This window comes from Sulfuricurvum sp. (genome assembly GCF_031427015.1).
GTDB lineage: Bacteria > Campylobacterota > Campylobacteria > Campylobacterales > Sulfurimonadaceae > Sulfuricurvum.
This window is the reverse complement of sequence record NZ_JASJOW010000003.1, coordinates 217,994-235,212: the sequence shown is the minus strand read 5'-3', so window position 1 is coordinate 235,212 and position 17,219 is coordinate 217,994. Positions and strand designations below refer to the sequence as shown.

General features: G+C 42.7%; 21 protein-coding genes. 10 read left to right on the top strand and 11 right to left on the bottom strand.

Annotated features, from left to right (window positions below):
• Complete coding sequence (cmoB, locus tag RMO68_RS06450) at window positions 1-894, bottom strand: tRNA 5-methoxyuridine(34)/uridine 5-oxyacetic acid(34) synthase CmoB (protein WP_310439904.1); 894 nt, start codon at window positions 892-894, stop codon at window positions 1-3.
• A 55-nt stretch (window positions 895-949) separates the two neighbouring features.
• On the opposite strand from cmoB, the gene RMO68_RS06445 reads away from it, so the two are divergent.
• Together RMO68_RS06445 and RMO68_RS06440 are read left to right on the top strand one after the other, a co-directional pair.
• Complete coding sequence (locus tag RMO68_RS06445; RefSeq protein ID WP_310439903.1) at window positions 950-1,834, top strand: cation diffusion facilitator family transporter; 885 nt, start codon at window positions 950-952, stop codon at window positions 1,832-1,834.
• A 66-nt stretch (window positions 1,835-1,900) separates the two neighbouring features.
• The gene (locus RMO68_RS06440) at window positions 1,901-2,464 is read left to right on the top strand and encodes a DUF3365 domain-containing protein (protein WP_310439902.1); all 564 of its coding nucleotides are present in this window, start codon (window positions 1,901-1,903) and stop codon (window positions 2,462-2,464) included.
• A gap of 43 nt (window positions 2,465-2,507) precedes the next feature.
• Here RMO68_RS06440 and rny read toward each other — a convergent pair whose 3' ends face one another.
• Together rny and RMO68_RS06430 are read right to left on the bottom strand one after the other, a co-directional pair.
• Complete coding sequence (rny, locus tag RMO68_RS06435) at window positions 2,508-4,076, bottom strand: ribonuclease Y (RefSeq protein WP_310439901.1); 1,569 nt, start codon at window positions 4,074-4,076, stop codon at window positions 2,508-2,510.
• Window positions 3,982-4,626, bottom strand: coding sequence for a 5-formyltetrahydrofolate cyclo-ligase (locus RMO68_RS06430; protein ID WP_310439900.1), 645 nt, complete (start codon window positions 4,624-4,626; stop codon window positions 3,982-3,984). Before RMO68_RS06430 ends, rny begins: the two co-directional genes overlap by 95 nt.
• Window positions 4,627-4,680: 54 nt before the next feature.
• Here RMO68_RS06430 and RMO68_RS06425 point away from each other — a divergent pair, with 54 nt between their 5' ends.
• Genes RMO68_RS06425 through RMO68_RS06405 form a run of 5 tightly spaced genes read left to right on the top strand, consistent with a single transcriptional unit; the run spans window position 4,681 to window position 8,463 of the window.
• Window positions 4,681-5,232 (top strand): TlpA disulfide reductase family protein, encoded by a 552-nt coding sequence (locus RMO68_RS06425; RefSeq protein ID WP_310439899.1) that lies wholly within the window; start codon window positions 4,681-4,683, stop codon window positions 5,230-5,232.
• Between the two features lie 2 nt (window positions 5,233-5,234).
• Entirely contained in the window at window positions 5,235-6,122 is an 888-nt protein-coding gene (ftsY, locus tag RMO68_RS06420) for a signal recognition particle-docking protein FtsY (protein WP_310439898.1), read from the top strand.
• Entirely contained in the window at window positions 6,122-7,474 is a 1,353-nt protein-coding gene (gene radA / locus RMO68_RS06415) for a DNA repair protein RadA (protein ID WP_310439897.1), read from the top strand. Before ftsY ends, radA begins: the two co-directional genes overlap by 1 nt.
• Before the next feature lie 45 nt (window positions 7,475-7,519).
• A complete protein-coding gene (locus RMO68_RS06410) occupies window positions 7,520-7,792 on the top strand; it encodes a hypothetical protein (RefSeq protein WP_310439896.1) in 273 nt (90 codons plus the stop codon).
• Window positions 7,783-8,463 carry a carbonic anhydrase gene (locus RMO68_RS06405; RefSeq protein ID WP_310439895.1) on the top strand — a complete coding sequence of 227 codons (681 nt, stop codon included), beginning with the start codon at window positions 7,783-7,785 and terminating at the stop codon, window positions 8,461-8,463. Before RMO68_RS06410 ends, RMO68_RS06405 begins: the two co-directional genes overlap by 10 nt.
• Window positions 8,464-8,466: 3 nt before the next feature.
• On the opposite strand, the gene RMO68_RS06400 is transcribed toward RMO68_RS06405, so the two are convergent.
• Window positions 8,467-9,261, bottom strand: coding sequence for an ABC transporter permease (locus RMO68_RS06400; RefSeq protein WP_310439894.1), 795 nt, complete (start codon window positions 9,259-9,261; stop codon window positions 8,467-8,469).
• A 113-nt stretch (window positions 9,262-9,374) separates the two neighbouring features.
• Here RMO68_RS06400 and fliL point away from each other — a divergent pair, with 113 nt between their 5' ends.
• From fliL to RMO68_RS06385, 3 genes are read left to right on the top strand one after another with little or no spacing between them, the layout of a single operon-like run.
• Window positions 9,375-9,941: a flagellar basal body-associated protein FliL gene (fliL, locus tag RMO68_RS06395; RefSeq protein WP_310439893.1), complete on the top strand. Its 567-nt coding sequence runs from the start codon at window positions 9,375-9,377 to the stop codon at window positions 9,939-9,941.
• Window positions 9,938-10,300, top strand: coding sequence for a holo-ACP synthase (gene acpS, locus RMO68_RS06390; protein WP_310439892.1), 363 nt, complete (start codon window positions 9,938-9,940; stop codon window positions 10,298-10,300). Before fliL ends, acpS begins: the two co-directional genes overlap by 4 nt.
• A 5-nt stretch (window positions 10,301-10,305) precedes the next feature.
• Window positions 10,306-10,602 (top strand): hypothetical protein, encoded by a 297-nt coding sequence (locus RMO68_RS06385; protein WP_310439891.1) that lies wholly within the window; start codon window positions 10,306-10,308, stop codon window positions 10,600-10,602.
• A gap of 1 nt (window position 10,603) precedes the next feature.
• Here the strand turns inward: RMO68_RS06385 and thiS are convergent, their stop codons facing one another.
• The 7 genes from thiS to RMO68_RS06350 are packed head-to-tail and all read right to left on the bottom strand — an operon-like array spanning window position 10,604 to window position 17,181.
• Window positions 10,604-10,804, bottom strand: a complete 201-nt coding sequence (thiS, locus tag RMO68_RS06380) for a sulfur carrier protein ThiS (protein ID WP_310439890.1) — start codon at window positions 10,802-10,804, stop codon at window positions 10,604-10,606.
• Between the two features lie 8 nt (window positions 10,805-10,812).
• Window positions 10,813-11,325, bottom strand: a complete 513-nt coding sequence (locus RMO68_RS06375; RefSeq protein ID WP_310439889.1) for an ankyrin repeat domain-containing protein — start codon at window positions 11,323-11,325, stop codon at window positions 10,813-10,815.
• A gap of 3 nt (window positions 11,326-11,328) precedes the next feature.
• Complete coding sequence (locus RMO68_RS06370; protein ID WP_310439888.1) at window positions 11,329-12,318, bottom strand: SAM-dependent methyltransferase; 990 nt, start codon at window positions 12,316-12,318, stop codon at window positions 11,329-11,331.
• On the bottom strand, window positions 12,308-13,528 hold the full coding sequence (locus tag RMO68_RS06365) for a TolC family protein (protein ID WP_310439887.1): 1,221 nt from the start codon (window positions 13,526-13,528) through the stop codon (window positions 12,308-12,310). Before RMO68_RS06365 ends, RMO68_RS06370 begins: the two co-directional genes overlap by 11 nt.
• Entirely contained in the window at window positions 13,485-14,660 is a 1,176-nt protein-coding gene (locus tag RMO68_RS06360; RefSeq protein ID WP_310439886.1) for an aspartate aminotransferase family protein, read from the bottom strand. Before RMO68_RS06360 ends, RMO68_RS06365 begins: the two co-directional genes overlap by 44 nt.
• Window positions 14,657-16,393, bottom strand: a complete 1,737-nt coding sequence (locus RMO68_RS06355; RefSeq protein ID WP_310439885.1) for a molybdopterin-dependent oxidoreductase — start codon at window positions 16,391-16,393, stop codon at window positions 14,657-14,659. The genes RMO68_RS06360 and RMO68_RS06355 overlap by 4 nt, the downstream gene beginning before the upstream one ends.
• Window positions 16,390-17,181 (bottom strand): HlyD family secretion protein, encoded by a 792-nt coding sequence (locus RMO68_RS06350; protein WP_310439884.1) that lies wholly within the window; start codon window positions 17,179-17,181, stop codon window positions 16,390-16,392. The genes RMO68_RS06355 and RMO68_RS06350 overlap by 4 nt, the downstream gene beginning before the upstream one ends.
• Window positions 17,182-17,219 lie beyond the last annotated feature (38 nt).

Below are 17,219 nucleotides of genomic sequence, written 5' to 3'. Positions count from 1 at the left end.
TTACCCTCTTTTAATCCGTATGTATCCCCGCTTCGGCGCAGGGTATCCCTCTATGGTTTTACTACTATCGGCAGGATTCAGAAAATCTTCAAGGCTTTGGGATTCAATCCAATCGGTTTTACGCTGTTCTTCTGAGGTTGTCAGTACGCTCCCCAATACTTCAAACGATGTAAATCCGGCACGAATACACCAGTTTTCCAAAGCTTTGAGGGTCGGAACAAAATAAACATTCGTAATTTTCGAATAACTCTCACTCGGACAAAGAGCGTACGGCTCATCTCCGTCAATAATAAACGTATCGAGATAAATCTCTCCCCCCTGCGCCAAACCTTGACCAAGAGCTTTGAGCATCGCAACCGGATCACTACGATGATAAAGAACTCCCAAACAAAAAATGACGTCAAATTTTTCTTCATAATAGGGCAGATGCTCCACTCCGAGGAGTTCGTAAACAATATCACTTTTGACGTAATGGTTGATGAGATCAAACTGCGATTGAAAGAGCGCCGAAGGGTCAAATCCGACTATTTTTGCAGGTGCATCTTCGAGAAAACGGAACATATAATAGCCGTTATTACAGCCTATGTCGGCCACTTTTTTACCCGCTAGATTAAAATGGGGACGGAGAAAATTGTATTTAAGATCACTGCGCCATTCCGTATCGATAAAAAGACCGAATAGATCAAACGGCCCTTTCCTCCACGGCATCATAAGGCGGGCAACACGTTCAAGTTCTGCGGTATCTATCGTCTCTTTGGTCGTCAGCTTAACGGTATTGCCAAGTTCAACAGCAGATTCAATCTTAGGAAGCTTCTGTAGCGCTTCGCGCAGCGGAGCGATATTTTTCCATGTCATCCATTTTTGTCGCTCTTCTCGAACTGCATTTAAATCCATTTTCGCTCCTCACAATAATCTCGAAATTTTATCAATATTAGGCTAAAATGCCCCCATGCGTATAGAAAAAAAAGCCACCCTTATTTCGACAATTGTCGCCTTCTTGCTCGTAACGTTTAAACTGACGGTCGGGATCATTAGCGGTTCCGTTGCCGTATTAGCTTCTGCCATCGACTCGCTTCTGGATATGGTCGTTTCTCTTTTCAACTACTTTGCTCTTCACAATTCCGACAAAGAGCCGGATGAGCATTTTAATTTCGGTCGCCGAAAGCTCGAACCTCTCGCAGCAGTTATCGAAGGAACTATTATCAGTCTCTCAGCACTTTTTATCCTCTACACCGCTATCTCTAAAATGGTTCAAGGAAGTATCATTGAGCATTTGGATCTCTCTATCGGTGTGATGATCGCTTCACTAATAATTACCGCTGGATTAGTGATCTTTTTAAATCATATTGCAAAAAAAACCGGAAATATGGTAATTGCTGCGGATGCACTCCATTATAAAACCGACCTTTTAAGCAATGGAGCTGTTTTAATCTCTCTTGTTGTCATTACCTTTACCGAGTACACCTTTATTGATCCCCTATTGGGTATCGGGATCAGTGCTTATATGATCTATTCAGCTTATCCGCTTATCAAAGAGGGTATATTAATGCTTCTTGATGCGGCACTCGATCCGCAAAGTGTCGATAAAATCAATAGACTTCTCAACTCACAAACCGATATTAGCGGGCATCATGACCTCCGAACACGCCGTTCGGGAAGTGATATCTATTTGAGTGTTCATGTTGTTTTCAGTATCAGTACCTCTTTATATGACGCACATATGGTTGGAGACCGAATCGAACTCTCTCTCAAAAATCTCTTTCCCGAAAATAACGTTTACGCACTAATCCATCTTGATCCATACGATGATTCTGAAATCGATGATGTAGATTAACTTCATTAGTCAATCATTCTACTATATCTGTTAAAATTATCCATATTATAATACAAGGATATATTTATGAGTCGATTAAGTGCCATTTCATTTTTTTTAGCCTCTGCGCTACTTAGTGCTGAACCGCTCTCTCAAGAGCAAATGATACAAAAAGCTAACGCAATATCAGGAAAATTGCTTCAAACCCTCGGCGGTGAGCTAAAAACACACATGCAAGCGGGCGGTCCTATGCAAGCTCTGAATTTTTGCTCACACAATGCGCTAGCTCTAACCGATACTGTTGCTAAAGAATCATCTGTCGAGATTAAACGGGTCAGCAACCTCAACCGCAATCCGATCAATGCCGCAACCGCAGAAGAGCAAATTGTACTGAATAAGTGGCGTAATATGTTAGCCAACGCTCAAGCTCTCCCCTCAGGTGAACTGAAAAAACTCTCCAACGGAAAAGATGTTTATTACAAACCGATCGTCATCAATAATGAAGCGTGTTTAAAATGTCATGGTGCTCTTGAATCTGATTCACCGCTTACAAAAGCGATCAAAACAACCTATCCCGAAGATAAAGCAGTGGGATATAAAATGGGAGATTTACGAGGAATGGTAGTCGTTACATTTCCGAAAGATAAATAGTTCTTTTTAAATTATACTTCTGCCTCAGTTGAGGCAAAAGTATTTAACGCGCGTATTCTACCGCTCTGCTCTCTCGGATTACACTGACTTTGATTTCACCCGGAAACTGTACTTTCTGCGAAATTTCATCGGCAATTTCCCGTGCTATCAATGCCGTCTCGTCATCGTTGATACTTTGAGCACTGACTATAACCCGCACTTCTCGACCGGCATTAATCGCATATGCCTGTTTAACTCCCGCTTTTTGAGTAGCAATCTCTTCGATCTCACTTACACGGCGTAAAAAACTCTCCAGTACTTCACGACGTGCTCCCGGACGAGCCGCTGAGAGACTATCGGCAGCACACACTGCGGCACATTCGATACTCTTAATCTCTTCATGACCGTGATGGGCATAAATGGCATTAATAACCACCGGATCTTCATTGTAACGACGGCAGAGTTCAACTCCGATATCGACATGATTCCCGCCGTTTTCTTGCGTAAGCGTTTTCCCGATATCGTGCAGTAACCCTGCACGTCGAGCAAGTTTGACATCCCCACCCATCTCTGCAGCCATAATACCTGCCAAATGGGCAACTTCAAGCGTATGGGCAAGAGCATTTTGTCCATAACTAGCTCGGTATTTGAGCCGTCCAATCAGTTTCATCAATTCCGGATGGATACCTTGAATCCCCATCTCGAAAATAATCTCTTCCCCTTCACGTGCAGTCGCTTCATCAAACTCTTCACATACTTTTTGGTATACCTCTTCGATTCGTGAGGGTTGAATTCGACCGTCTTGAATTAACACTTCAATCGTTTTCGTCGCAATCGCACGGCGATAAAGATTAAATGAACTAACAATAATGGCATTCGGGGTTTCGTCAATAATAATATCGACTCCGCTAACCATTTCGAGGGTTTTAATATTACGCCCCTCTTTCCCGATTATACGCCCTTTAAGTTCATCATCATCCAAATGGATCACACTGATTAATCGCTCTGACGCATATTCTCCGGCAAACCGTGATGTCGCTTGTGCCAAAATGTAGTTTGCTTTGCGTTTGAGCTGTTCTTTGGATTGTTCTTCCAATGCACGCATAGTACGCGCTAATTCTAAACGCTCAGTTTCACGTATTTGATCCAATAAAATCGTTTTCGCTTCGTGTGCCGATAACCCTGCACGCTGTTCGACGATCACCTGTAATTGTTCACTTTTTTTGCGGTAGTCATCTTTTAATTTCTCTAAAGCACGTTCATTACGTTCAACATTGAGCCGACGATTTTCAACTCCGGCACGCTCAGAAACGATTTTTTCCTCTTCAAGCCGTCGGAATCGATCAAACTCGCGTTCTGAACGTTCAATCTTCTCTTCTCGTATGGATAAATCTTTTTTTACTTGTTCATACGTCTCATCGTAATGCTTTTGAGCCTCTTTTTCAATCTCACGAGAGCGGAAAGAAGCTCGCTCTAGCATCAAATGTGCTTCATTCTCAATCGCTTTGGCTTTCCCTTTCGCTTGTTCTACGTAAAGGTCAAAATGTGTAGCGGTAATCTTTTTTGAAATTAAAAATCCGACCAGCCCGCTGATGAGGGCGACTGCGCCCCCGACGAGAAGTTCGTTTAACATTGGTTTTCCTCATGCTTTGCACACCATGAGGGGTGATAAGAAGATCACCTTGCACATCGTAATCATCACATACATTTTCTTTTGTTCGGCATGCACATGATTGAATAAAAATCGTAAACGGTTTCGTTTTCAGGGTCGGAAAAAATCGATCATACATCCCTTTACCGAAACCTACTCGGCGCAGTGACCCGTCCACCCCTATCACAGGGACAATAGCTACATCTATTAAATTATATTTTCTATACGAATTCCGCGGCTCATAAATCCCAAAAGCTTTACATTCCAACGGGTATCTTAATGGTACCATTTTGAAACTGACGCCATCCATAAACGGCAAATATACTTCTTTTTCACGGCGTAGATATTGGATTGACTTACGAATATCAGGTTCAAATCCCATCGGCCAAAAGAATAATATTCTCTTAATTGAGAGTTCCTGAAGTACCCCCTCAAGAATAGTCCGTATTTTTGTGTCACGGTAATATCGAGTATGTGGACTAAGCGTTTTTAGCTGCTTAATACATTCGCTTCTAAAATCGTTTTTGGACACTTTTTACCTTTGCTTCGTTATAATCTTCATTATTTTATCGAAAAAAGGTTTTGTATGCGTTTTTCAACCCTCCTTATCCCTTTACTTTCCATAACTCTCCTCTTTCAAGGATGCGGTGAAGAATCAGCGGATGAAGCAATGGTCTCCACGGCTGAATTCACCCTTATGGATACTAAAGGTAAAAGCTATGTCGTTGAGAAACGAGGAACCAACTTTACCCTTGATGCAGGAGATGACAAAGTCGTCCTTTTCGATATCTTTGCAACCTGGTGTCCTCCCTGCCAAGCTGAAGTTAAACACCTCGGAAATTTGCAAAAAAAATACGGTGATGAGCTCATTATTATGGGGGTTACGATTGAAGATGACAAAAGCAATGCAGAGCTCGATGCGTTTCGTGAAAAATATCAAGGGGGAGAGTATCTTATCAGTAATAAAGCTGATAATCAGGAATTAGCACGTTCTATCGCTTCTACCATCGGTGTAGGACAACAATTCCCGATTCCCCTTATGGTTCTCTATTATAAAGGCGAATACGTCACCCACTACGCCGGAGCGACTCAAGAAGAGATTATTGATCACGATATTGCTCAAGCTTTAGGAAAATAAGTATGTTTTCATTCATAAAAAAAGGGCTTCAAAAAACAATTGATGCGATAGCCGCTATCGCACCGGAGCGAAAAGCAAAAATATCCAAAGATGAACTCGAAAACATCCTTCTCGAAGCCGATGTCGAATACGATCTTGTTGAAATAATTCTCCGTGAACTGTATCAAAACGATATTACCCGTGAACAGCTCCGCTCCAAACTTCTTGCTACACTCAATTTTGCCCAAAACACCCTCCCCGATAATCCCGATAAACCGACCGTTACTCTAATTATCGGTGTAAACGGTGCGGGAAAAACGACAACCATCGCCAAACTGGCGCAACACCATCTAAACAACGGTGAGCGGGTCATCCTTGGAGCAGGCGATACGTTCCGTGCCGCTGCTATCGAGCAACTCACGAGATGGGCGGATAAACTGGAAATTCCTATCGTATCTTCCCGACAGGGGCATGATCCGAGTGCCGTAGCCTATGATACCATCGAATCCGCAAAGGCACGGGGGTTTGAACAGGTCATCATTGACACCGCCGGACGGCTCCATACCCAAACCAATTTGGGTAATGAACTTAAAAAAATCGTCCGTATCTGTGATAAAGCCCATAGCGGAGCACCGCACCGCAAAATTCTTATCCTCGACGGTACACAAGGCTCATCCGCCATCGCCCAGGCCAAAGCCTTTAACGAGATGGTGGGAGTAGATGGAATTATCATTACTAAACTTGACGGAACGGCAAAAGGGGGATCGGTATTTTCCATCGCCTACGCCCTATCGCTTCCGATTCTCTACATCGGAGTCGGTGAACAACCGGAACATCTAATCCCGTTTGACAAATACGAGTTTGTTGACGGTATTTTGGATGCAATATTCGCAGAGGAACTAAACCCTTAATGGCTAAGAAAAAAAATGTTCTCTTCGAATGTCAGAATTGTGGGTTTACCACTCCGAAATGGATGGGAAAATGTACCAACTGCGGCGGATGGGATAGTTTTGTTGAACTGAGCGAACAACAACAAGAGGTGATAAAACTCACTTCAACCTCCTCCCCATCAGGCAATGTCAAAGCAAAAGAGATAACCCAGATCGTCGAAGAAAATACCGAGCGATTCACGAGTGATGATGCCGAACTCGATATGGTTCTCGGCGGAGGAGTCGTTCCCGGCTCGCTCGTTCTAATCGGAGGAAGCCCCGGGGTAGGGAAATCAACCCTGCTTCTGAAAATCGGTTCCAATCTGGCAAAGCAAAACCGCAATGTCCTCTATGTATCCGGTGAAGAGAGCGAAGGACAGATCAAACTCCGAGCAAATCGGTTAGGAGCCAATGTCGATAATCTCTACCTCTTAGCCGAAATTCGACTGGAGCAGGTGCTCGCAGAATTGCATGAGCGTCCCTATGAATGTATCATCATCGACTCAATCCAAACCCTCTATTCTGAAACTATTGCCTCTGCCCCCGGATCAGTTACACAAGTACGCCAGATTACCTTTGATCTGATGCGTATCGCCAAAGAGCGCCGCATCGCTATCTTTATCATCGGGCATATTACCAAAGAAGGTTCCATCGCAGGACCACGCGTATTGGAGCACATGGTTGACGTCGTCCTCTATTTTGAAGGGGACAGCGGCCATGAACTGCGTATATTACGCGGATTTAAAAACCGTTTCGGCCCCACCAGCGAGATAGGGGTATTTGAGATGCGTCATGACGGATTGGTCTCGGCGAAAGACCTCTCTTCACGCTTTTTTAACCGTAATAAATCCCAAAGCGGCTCGGCTCTCACCGTCATCATGGAAGGTACCCGCCCTATCGTCCTTGAAGTGCAAGCCCTCGTGAGTGACACCCATGCCCCGAATCCGAAACGTCAGGCAACAGGGTTTGAAAACAACCGTCTTAATATGCTCCTTGCCCTGCTGGAGCGTAAACTCGAAATACCCCTTAACAGTTATGATGTCTTTATTAATATCACAGGTGGGATCAAAATTACCGAAACCTCTGCCGATTTGGCAATTCTTGCCGCCATTATCAGCAGTTTCCGTAACCGTGCTATCTCCAAAGAGACGGTTTTTATCGGCGAAGTTTCTCTCGTTGGCGATATCCGTGAAGTATATCAACTTGATCAACGCCTGAAAGAAGCAGCCTCTCAGCAGATCACCAAAGCGCTAATTCCGAAAAAGCCGATTGAAAAAACTACCATTAAATGTTACGAAATTGACGAAGTTAGCAAACTTTTGGAGTGGTTTTAACCTAAATTTTCGTATAATAAACTCATCATAAACGAAGGATACTCTATGCCAGTATGTTCTATTTTTGCCGATCATAAATCCGAAGAGCGATACACCAAGCTCTCACTCGCTTATTCAACCGAAGAAGAAGAAAGAATGATCGAAAAAGCGATTGCAGAGTCTACTCTCCTTTGTTCACTTAAACCTAATATTTATGGCGGCTCCGTGACCGAGGGGAAACGGATGATAACCATAGAATATTATGATGATTGTGACCGTGAAGGGGGCAAAGTATATGAGGCTATTATCAAATATTTAGGAATTGAACAGTGCCACTAAGAAAAAATGCTGCTGATCAAAGTGTTCAACGTCTAAAAGAGTTTGCTGACGGTAACGAGACGTTTCAACAAACTTATTTTAAAAAACACGAAGCTCAGCTTTTAAATCTCGTCAAAGAGGGACAAAATCCAAGAGCTCTTTTTATCGGGTGTTCCGATTCGCGTGTTATTCCCGATCTGATCGTCCAATCTAATCCGGGGGATCTTTTTGTCGTCCGTAATGTCGGCAACTTTGTCGCCCCCTACAAACCCGATGAAGATTTCCACTCTACCGCGGCAGGGATAGAATATGCTGTATTGGTCTTGGAAGTATCCGAAATAATTATTTGTGGTCATTCGCATTGCGGTGCTATCGAAGCACTCTATAAATCTTCTTGTAATACCTCAATGATCCATACCGCTAAATGGCTTACTCTCGGAGAAAAAGCAAAATCGATGGCAATACTCGCATTAGGCGACAATGCTCCACGAGAAGAGTTATTACGCGCTACCGAACAACTCTCTATCGTAACGCAAATCGAAAATCTTCTCACTTACCCGTATGTAAAAAAACTGGTGGAAGAAGAAAAACTGTTTATCCATGGCTGGTACTATGATATTGAAACCGGTGCCATCGAATACTACGATCCGGATACTTATCAGTTTCGGCCTCTAAGCGAATTGGGAGATTGATTCCTACCAATCTAAATATAAGAATAGGGCGGACATAAAATAGTTGGTAATAAAAATTGCCACTGCCGAATAGACAACGGCATAAATTGTCGCTTGCCCTACTCCGCGTGCTCCACCGCTAGTGTGATACCCGATGTAACTTCCAATCGAACTGACAATAAATCCAAATACAGCCGCTTTAAAAACCCCGGTCATAATATCATCGAAATCACCCAAACGCATTAGTGTCTCCTGATATGAAATCGGATTAATTCCAAGCACACTGGTAGAAATCACATACCCCGAACCGATAGCGATAAAATCAAACCAAATGACCAGTAGCGGTAAGGAAATGACTGTGGCAATGATACGCGGCGTTATAAGATACTCTTTAGAATTAACTCCCAAAATATCAATAGCATCTATCTGCTCACTTACCCGCATTGTTCCAAGTTCTGCCGCCATCGCACTGATAGAACGGGAAATAAGCATCAAAGAGGCAAATACGGGACCGAGTTCACGGGAAATCGAAAAAAATACCGTATAGCCGATAAAGTTTTCAGCACCGAATTGATGAAATCCGTTATAAAGCTGAATCGCCAATACCATACCGGTAAACAATGCCGTGAGAGTAACAACTCCCATACATCCCAATCCGATCACTTCTATCTGTGTTAAGACTATTTTATACCGCTTAAGTGCAAGCGGATAGAGTTTAAAAAGTTTTAATTGAAATAAAATAAACAAACCAAATTTCTCAATTGTTTCAAAAACTTGGAGAAACGGACGACCGATATAACCTAAAAGTCTCTCTACCATAAGGATTTCCTTCTTTTCATCTGCTAAGTTTACCAAAATTTCCATTATGACACGTGGCAAATTTCATAAGTTTCTCGCTACAATAAAGAATTAACTTTACCTAGGAGCTATGGATGGCTGAAAAAGAAAAAGAAGATCACGAAAACGAAGAAGGGAAGAAAAAATCGGGAAATATGCTCCTGATTATTATTGTTGCCGTATTAGTACTTATTTTAGTAATCGGAGGTGTCGTTGCCGCACTCATGATGGGCAACCACGATGCTGAAGCCGAAGCCGGACATGGAGCCAAAACAGAAGTTTCCGCCGATGCACATTCAGAAGAAGGTAACGCAGCCGAAAGCAATTCACACAGCAGCGGCAGTGAGGCAACTACCGAAGTCGGACTCATGTACCCTCTTGATGGATTTACCGTTAACCTTTTAAGTGAAAGCGGCCGCCGTTATCTTAAATGTGAAATCAATCTTGAACTTGAAGGTGAAGAACTTTCACCGGAATTGGATACCAAAAAACCGGTATTTCGCGATATTATTATCCGTATTTTGAGTTCTAAATCGCTTGAAGAGATCTCTACCATCAAAGGCAAAGAGAAACTCAAAGAGCAAATCGTAAACGATTTGAATATGCGTCTTAAAGACGGCAAAGTGAAAAACGTCTACTTTACCGACTTCGTGGTGCAATGATCGGCATCGACCTCATCAAACTCGATCGGATGAAACGCTTTATTGAGCGTTTCGGAGATCGGGGTCTTCATAAATTTTTATCCGAAAATGAAATTCTTTTGGTCAAAAGTTATCGTAATGCAGCAGGTTTTTGGGCAGCCAAAGAAGCGTGTTCCAAAGCTCTCGGCTGCGGCATTGGAAGCGAATGCGGTTTTCATGACATCATCCTCTCTAAAACCCAAAAAGGGGCTCCATTGATTACCCTTTCCGAAGAGGTCACCCAACGATTCGGAGTCACAGCCCTCTCCGTTTCCATTACCCATGACGGAGATTACGCCATAGCCGTAGTCGCGTTAGAGTCCTATTTATTACTAAGGTAAATCCAATGCAAGAGCTTATAAGTATCCAAAAATACGCGGCAAAACATCATATCAGTATTTTTAACGTTATCAAAAAAACGATGAACGGTGAATTACCCACCGTTATCAAAGAAGAGAACGGCAAAGAGGTAACCTACATTGCTCTCAGTTCATCCTCAGCCCATGCCTCAATCGAATCTAAAGATACAAAGAGAGAAGAAGCGGCAGATATTGATTACAAAAAAGCGTATGAAGATTTGAATCAAGAGTATCTGATTTTAAAAACAAAGTATCAAAAACTCGTCGATATGCTGGAAGGGTAAATCACCCTCCTCCGACAAAATCGAGCAGTTCGATCGTGTCCCCCTCTTTAAGAAGAGCACTCCCCCATGCGTCTTGTTTGACGATCTCCATATTGAGAGCTGAGGCCATTACACGCTCCTCAACCCCTAAAGATCGGATAAGATCAAGCATAGTTGATCCATTAGGAATATCACGAATTTCACCGTTTACTTTTATTTGCATACTTGCTCCTACATTGACATTTTAATAAGTTGGGCGATTTGGAAATTTTTCTTCGCAATCGCAAAATCGTATGCAGTTGCGCCGTCATTGTTTTTGAGAGACGGATCCGCTTTTGCTTTGAGCAAAAAATCGACTACTTTCTCATTTGAGCTAAACGCGGCCTGATGCAGCGGTGTAATCCCATCATTATTGGCGAGATTAACATCGGCATGACGCATTACGACAAAGGTTACCAACTCCAAATCTTTTTTCTTGACCGCTAAAATCAATGGGGTATTACCTTGAAAATCCTGTGCATTGATGTCAGCACCGTTATCGATCAACAGTTGGGCTATCTTTAAGTCACCCATCTTTATCGCAACATGGAGAGCCGTAAGCCCGGCTTTGTTTTGTTCGTCAACACCTTTATGCATTCGTAAATGGGTACGTGTTTTTTCGATATTACCTTCAAATGCGGCGTCATGCAATACGCCGGCGAATACCACACCGCTTACCAACCATAAAAGCATCCACAAACGCATCATCTACTCCTTCACAAATCGTATCATTTTAAATCGTTCACCCATCAATGAAGGGGTGATTAGAATTTTTACTTTTTCGAGTTCTTGGGTATAAATTTCATCCTCGGCATGTTCTTTGAGCATTGCCAAAAGATCTAAAATTCCCATCTCCACCAACGCTACAAGTTGTGTGGCGTACTGAGCGCATTTGATCCCTTGAGATTCATATACCTCTTTGACGTGGGTAAAGTTGACATCATAAGTGATGTCGCTTTTCCCAAATGCTTCGGAGCGATTAAGCGCTTCATCAAATAGGGGAAATGTTTGATGTTCTTGATAAACACGGATGGAAAAATCGCTTCGAGCTGCAAGCTCTCCATAGTCAAAACTCATAAACTCAAAACGTTTTGCACACTTCGCCATCGCATCGGCAAACGATTCGTAGCCTACCGCTATCTCACCCCGATCTTGCTTATATTTTTCTGCCAATCCACTGATTTCAGGATCGTCAATATCGAAAGTAATCTCGTGATTTTTTACCTGCGCTATTTTTCCTTTGTAAAAAAGTTCACAAGGAAATGCATCAAAAATCTCATTCGCGATAAAAAAAACAGACGCTTCATCCAATTGAGATAAATCACTGTAGTGTTCTAACATAACTGCGTTGCCGAACGATTCGTCAAAATACGATTGTTGCGCGTTGCGGAGATTCTCAAACCGCTCAACAATCCCGAACCGAAGCGTTTGCAATAATTGCGGACGAAGGGTATGAAGAAACTCGATAATATCCGCCAAAAGGTACCCGTGATGGGCACCGATCTCACAAATTAGAGAATCACCGCGTAAAAAACCCTCATCAAGACGTTTAATGATATGATTGGCTATCGCTCCGCCGAAAAATTTCGATGTACTCACCGCCGTATAAAAATCCCCTTTTTTACCGATAGGACGATACGAAGCATAATATCCTTCATTACCGTAGAGCCATTCACTCATATAATCACTAAATCGCACCGTTCACCTTTTCATACAAATTGAGGAGTTCCAACTGCCGATCAACATCAATAATCTGAGTCTCGATCTCTTGAATTTTTGCCGAATTTGCGAGCATATTTACATCGTATTCTGTCTTGTATCCTGCTCGAAAAAGCTCACGCGTATCGCCCAGCAGTTTTTCGTAGAGTTTTTGGTTTTCCCGTGCCAACGCCATTTTTTTATCACTATTGGCTAGATTATGACGCACTTGCTGATACAAAGAACGAAGTTCTCGCTTTTTATCCGCCATCATAACGCCCGATTTCAACACATCGATTCTCGAAATTTCCATCTCACGAAACTCATTAAAATCCAGTGGCATAGAAGCGCTCACCCCATAAGTCGTATAACGGCTTTGCGCATGAATAGGCATAATACTCCCCGCAAAAGCCGGATTTTCGATTTTATTCCAGTTATACGCACCGTTGAGACTTATTTGCGGAAGATATTTAGCCCGTATCATATTGGCATTCCATCGATTTTTGTTAATATCGCTTTGCGCTAAGGCCAAATCAATCGCTTCAGACTCAAAACGCTCAACTTCGATCAAAGATAGCTTTGGAATCGTTGTCGTAGTGTAAGGGGCATCACTGATGCTCTCATACGCACTAATGAGCCGCTCTTTGAGCGTCTGCATATCGTACAATCCTTGAGTAAGGAGATTTTTTTCAATGATAGCATTATCCAAAAAACCGGAATCAAGTTCTCCGTGCAAATAGCTTTCTGTTTTCAACTCCAAATTGAGCCCCGAATTAGCAATCAAAAGTTCCTGTTTCGCCAAACGTAAATCACTTTGACGAATCTGCATCAGGAGTGACACGGCTTCTTTAATGAGCTTTTGGCGCGCCGCATCAATCGAGAGATTCGAATAACGGCGAGATGCTTCGGCAAATTTGATCCCGTAATAAATCCCGCCGCTTCTAAAAATAGGCTGGTCAATCGAAACCGTACCGTTCTCCGTCGTGCCGTCTCCATCATATTGATCACTTTTACTGTATGAATAGCGGAGTATTACCGGTTGAAGCCACGAATCACGAAGTATGTCGCTTTGCAAAGATGCTTTGCGATAGTCGAATCCGAACTGCTCCTCTTTGAGAGTAGAGAGGATCGGTTCACTCCCTAATAAAGGATATCCCGCTACGAGACTACAAAGAAGCCATCGCTTTTTCAAGACGTGCAAACCCTTCATCGATATCTCCTTTGGTAATCGTAAGCGGTGGAAGGAAACGGAGCGTATTGCGGCCTGCTTTAAGGACAATAACCCCTGCTTCACGCGCGGCATTTATGATTTTACCCAAGGTATCCGCATCAACAACACGAAGCCCGCGCATCATCCCGAGTCCCACATGGCTTAAAAAGATTGCCGGATGAGCGTTTGCAAATTTTCCTAACGCTGTTTCAAAATAGATAAGATGCTCATCTAATCCGCCGCTTTCTTTAAGCTCTTCAAGGATATCAAGCACCTCGTTTGCCGCGGCAGTTGAGAGATAATTTCCTCCAAATGTCGAACCGTGATCACCCGGGGCGAAAATATCTTTTTTGCTGGTCATCACGACACCGATAGGAACACCGCCGCCAAGCCCTTTTGCTAAAGTAATAACATCAGGTTCAATCCCGTACAGATTAGAAGCCAAAAACTCACCCGTGCGATAGATTCCCGTCTGAACTTCATCCACCATCAATAAAACATCTCGAGATTTCAGCATGGCCGCCAATGCTTGAATTTTAGCGCGATCTTGAGGCTGTACTCCCCCTTCTCCCTGTACCAATTCAATCATTACCGCAACCGTATGATCATCGATCAACGATTCAATCTCATCAATCGTTTTAGCATACACAAATCCATCAGGAAACGGCCCGAAATAGTTATGCATTGATTCTTGCCCCGTTGCTTTAAGGGCGGTAATCGTACGACCGTGGAAAGAGTGATCTAACGTAATAATTTTATAGCGCTTCGGTGTTCCTGCAACCTCTCCGTATTTTCGGGCTATCTTAATCGCCCCTTCATTGGCTTCGGCACCGCTGTTTCCGAAAAAACATTTCATATCGTAACCGCTTAGTTGGACGATGCGACGTGCACATTCGGCTTGAGGTTCGATGTAATAGAGATTTGAGACATGGATTACTTTATTGACTTGATCGCATATCGCTTTTGACAAACGCTCATTAGCGTGCCCGACACTGCAAACCGCAATACCTGCGGCAAAGTCGATATACTCTTTCCCTTCACTGTCGATCAAAGTCGCATTTTTCCCTGCTACGAAACTGACGTTTTGGCGTCCATACGTCGGTAATACGTAATTGTCAAAATTTTTAGTCATTTTTTAGTTACCTTTATTTTAATTTCTTGATACACAGCGTTTTCTCCCTCATAACTAAGGTACGGAGGAGTTAGCACGTTAACATTGGGTGTGCCTGAATAGATCAATAGACAATCGCGCCTTAAACACTCATTATGTTTTACTACCATTTCAACACTTCCAAAAGGTGATGAGAGTTGAACCGTTGTCCCCTCATCAAATCCTGCTTCAGGATGGAGCGAAACTCCATCCGCTCTTCTAAACTGTGAATTAAGTCCTTTGAGATATTTTAATGTGATAAGATTAAATCCCTCATCTTGATTGATATCCAAATCGACTTCATCCAAAAACTCAAATTCACCGCTTTCAAATCCCTCTTCATACGGAATATTAGGGGCATTTTTACGATACCCCACTCCCTCACGCATTTCCATCTGACGACGAAAAAAGTCTAAATAATAGGCTTCATTTTCGATGTTTATTTCAAAGGCTTTGCATAATCTATCGGTGAGTGCGTATTCACTAATCCCGATCTCACGCTCAAGTATCTGAGGCATCTCTTGGAGAGTATAATCCCCGTACGAACTGCGAAAATCATTTTTTTCCAAAAACGTTTTTGCCGGTATAACCAAATCAGCTTCTTGAGAAGTCTCATTTTCGTATAGCCCGAAATAGACGCTAAAGCCCGCATCCAAAAATGAACGTTTTACCGCTTCAGAACTCGGCATCTGCGCAAGAGGGTTAGCACCTTGAATGAAAACGCAATTATACTTCGAAAAATCGACAGTCGGTTTACTAACTCGATGAACCATAGAGTTAAACGGCAACTCTATGCCGCTCAGCGAGTTCCCCAAGTAGCTGACACCGCATCCGGGTTTCCCGAAGAGACCCATTAAGGCTCCAAAACTGTCAATCGCTCGAAGTACATCGGAACCGTTTCGATATTTTTGGACACCGACACCGACTAAAATTGCCGTCTTTTTCCCCCGTATAAGTTCGAGTATCGCCCCGATTTCTCCTAAACTCATATCGATAGTATCCAGAGTTGCTTTGATCCTTACCGTTTGGGTTAATTCGTAAAATTCACTGTATTCCGATCCGTATTCTTCTAAAAATTCCGTATCATGCAAACCTTCGATTATCGCAAAACGGCTCAATAATAGCGCTAAATGTAAATCGCAATGGGGTTTTATTTGAATATGTAAATCAGCTTTTTGGGCCATTGCCGTTTTCAACGGATCAATCACGATGATGGTTTTCCCTTCCAAAAAGGGCAAAAGGTGCGAATGCGTCGTATGTGGATTACGCCCCCAAAATACAACAACTTCACTCTCGCTTATCATCTGCGGCGTTAATACTTCGTTTCTCCCGCGCCCTAGAAGAACTCCCGCTTCACCGGCACCGTCACACAAAGAACCTGACGTTCCGACTGCTTTAATGGACGCAAAAAAATGTTCGCTTATGCGCTGCATCAAACCGACATTTCCACTCCCGCGATAATAAAGCGCTTGATCTCCCTTTGTGTTTTTTAACACACCGATGAGTGCTTCAATTGCCTCTTCCATAGAGATTTCTTTACCGTGCAGTCTTGGAACGAGCACACGTTCTTGTTCGCTAAAATGGTTAAGATTTGGACATAAATAACCGCGTGTTATCGGATGAGATTTATCTCCCTTTAACTTTCCGTTCTCATCGACAACGACTCGACAGGCATCGTAACAATCCAAAGGACACGCCGTTGTGGTAAAACTCATTTAAATTCCACTTTCATCAACTGAGAAAATTGGCCCGGAGGCGCTATCAAAATTTCGGCACGATAACTCGATAATTTCGAGGCATCGGCAATTTTCCATAACCGATTAATCTTGTACAAACTCTTTTGCCCGTTAAGATAAATTTTTTTGCTTTGAGCTTGCTGTGCTTCTTCCGCGCTTAGATAAAGGGTCAATTTTGCTTTACGTACATCGGCAATTTGTGCCAATAACGTTCCCGGATTTACAAAGGCAGAAGGCTTAACAGTAAGCTGATAAAGGACAAATCCGGGCGCACTAAGATGTTTGTCGGCGATACTTTTTTGCAGTTGCGAACGGCGAAGTTTCAAGTCCCCTAACTGGATAGTGAGCGATTCAATCTCTTTTTGAATACTTAAAAATGAGTTTCGGCTGCTAATAAGATCAAAATACTCACGATCTTTTTCGACGGAAGATTTGATTTTAAGCTCTTTAATGCGATCAAAATTTGCTTGTTTCATATCAATGATCTGCTGATAATTTTGTCCCATTTTAAGGTTATGTTCCAGCGTCTTTTGCACTGCGCTTATTTTGGTTTCGACACTGTGCAGCTCTATTTTATCGAGCTTGTCATCCATCACGATATAGGGCTTCTTGCCGAGTATTTTCCCCTGATGTGCGGTATCGGTATAGAGTACTTCTGCCGAAACGTTTGAAGAGACATTCAAAATTTCGTAAGGCTCAGCCTTAGCGTAATATTCTTTGGCAGATAGCTGGATAAAAAGGATCAAAATAACAATAAAAAAGCGCACATAATTCCCTGTCTAATCAATTTAACTATATTTTACAC

Bases quoted from the DNA above. Each gene is read 5' to 3' on its own strand.
- cmoB (WP_310439904.1), bottom strand. From the start codon at position 894: ATGGATTTAAATGCAGTTCGAGAAGAGCGACAAAAATGGATGACATGG.
- RMO68_RS06445 (WP_310439903.1), top strand. From the start codon at position 950: ATGCGTATAGAAAAAAAAGCCACCCTTATTTCGACAATTGTCGCCTTC.
- RMO68_RS06440 (WP_310439902.1), top strand. From the start codon at position 1,901: ATGAGTCGATTAAGTGCCATTTCATTTTTTTTAGCCTCTGCGCTACTT.
- rny (WP_310439901.1), bottom strand. From the start codon at position 4,076: ATGTTAAACGAACTTCTCGTCGGGGGCGCAGTCGCCCTCATCAGCGGG.
- RMO68_RS06425 (WP_310439899.1), top strand. From the start codon at position 4,681: ATGCGTTTTTCAACCCTCCTTATCCCTTTACTTTCCATAACTCTCCTC.
- ftsY (WP_310439898.1), top strand. From the start codon at position 5,235: ATGTTTTCATTCATAAAAAAAGGGCTTCAAAAAACAATTGATGCGATA.
- radA (WP_310439897.1), top strand. From the start codon at position 6,122: ATGGCTAAGAAAAAAAATGTTCTCTTCGAATGTCAGAATTGTGGGTTT.
- RMO68_RS06410 (WP_310439896.1), top strand. From the start codon at position 7,520: ATGCCAGTATGTTCTATTTTTGCCGATCATAAATCCGAAGAGCGATAC.
- RMO68_RS06400 (WP_310439894.1), bottom strand. From the start codon at position 9,261: ATGGTAGAGAGACTTTTAGGTTATATCGGTCGTCCGTTTCTCCAAGTT.
- fliL (WP_310439893.1), top strand. From the start codon at position 9,375: ATGGCTGAAAAAGAAAAAGAAGATCACGAAAACGAAGAAGGGAAGAAA.
- acpS (WP_310439892.1), top strand. From the start codon at position 9,938: ATGATCGGCATCGACCTCATCAAACTCGATCGGATGAAACGCTTTATT.
- RMO68_RS06385 (WP_310439891.1), top strand. From the start codon at position 10,306: ATGCAAGAGCTTATAAGTATCCAAAAATACGCGGCAAAACATCATATC.
- thiS (WP_310439890.1), bottom strand. From the start codon at position 10,804: ATGCAAATAAAAGTAAACGGTGAAATTCGTGATATTCCTAATGGATCA.
- RMO68_RS06375 (WP_310439889.1), bottom strand. From the start codon at position 11,325: ATGCGTTTGTGGATGCTTTTATGGTTGGTAAGCGGTGTGGTATTCGCC.
- RMO68_RS06365 (WP_310439887.1), bottom strand. From the start codon at position 13,528: ATGAAGGGTTTGCACGTCTTGAAAAAGCGATGGCTTCTTTGTAGTCTC.
- RMO68_RS06360 (WP_310439886.1), bottom strand. From the start codon at position 14,660: ATGACTAAAAATTTTGACAATTACGTATTACCGACGTATGGACGCCAA.
- RMO68_RS06355 (WP_310439885.1), bottom strand. From the start codon at position 16,393: ATGAGTTTTACCACAACGGCGTGTCCTTTGGATTGTTACGATGCCTGT.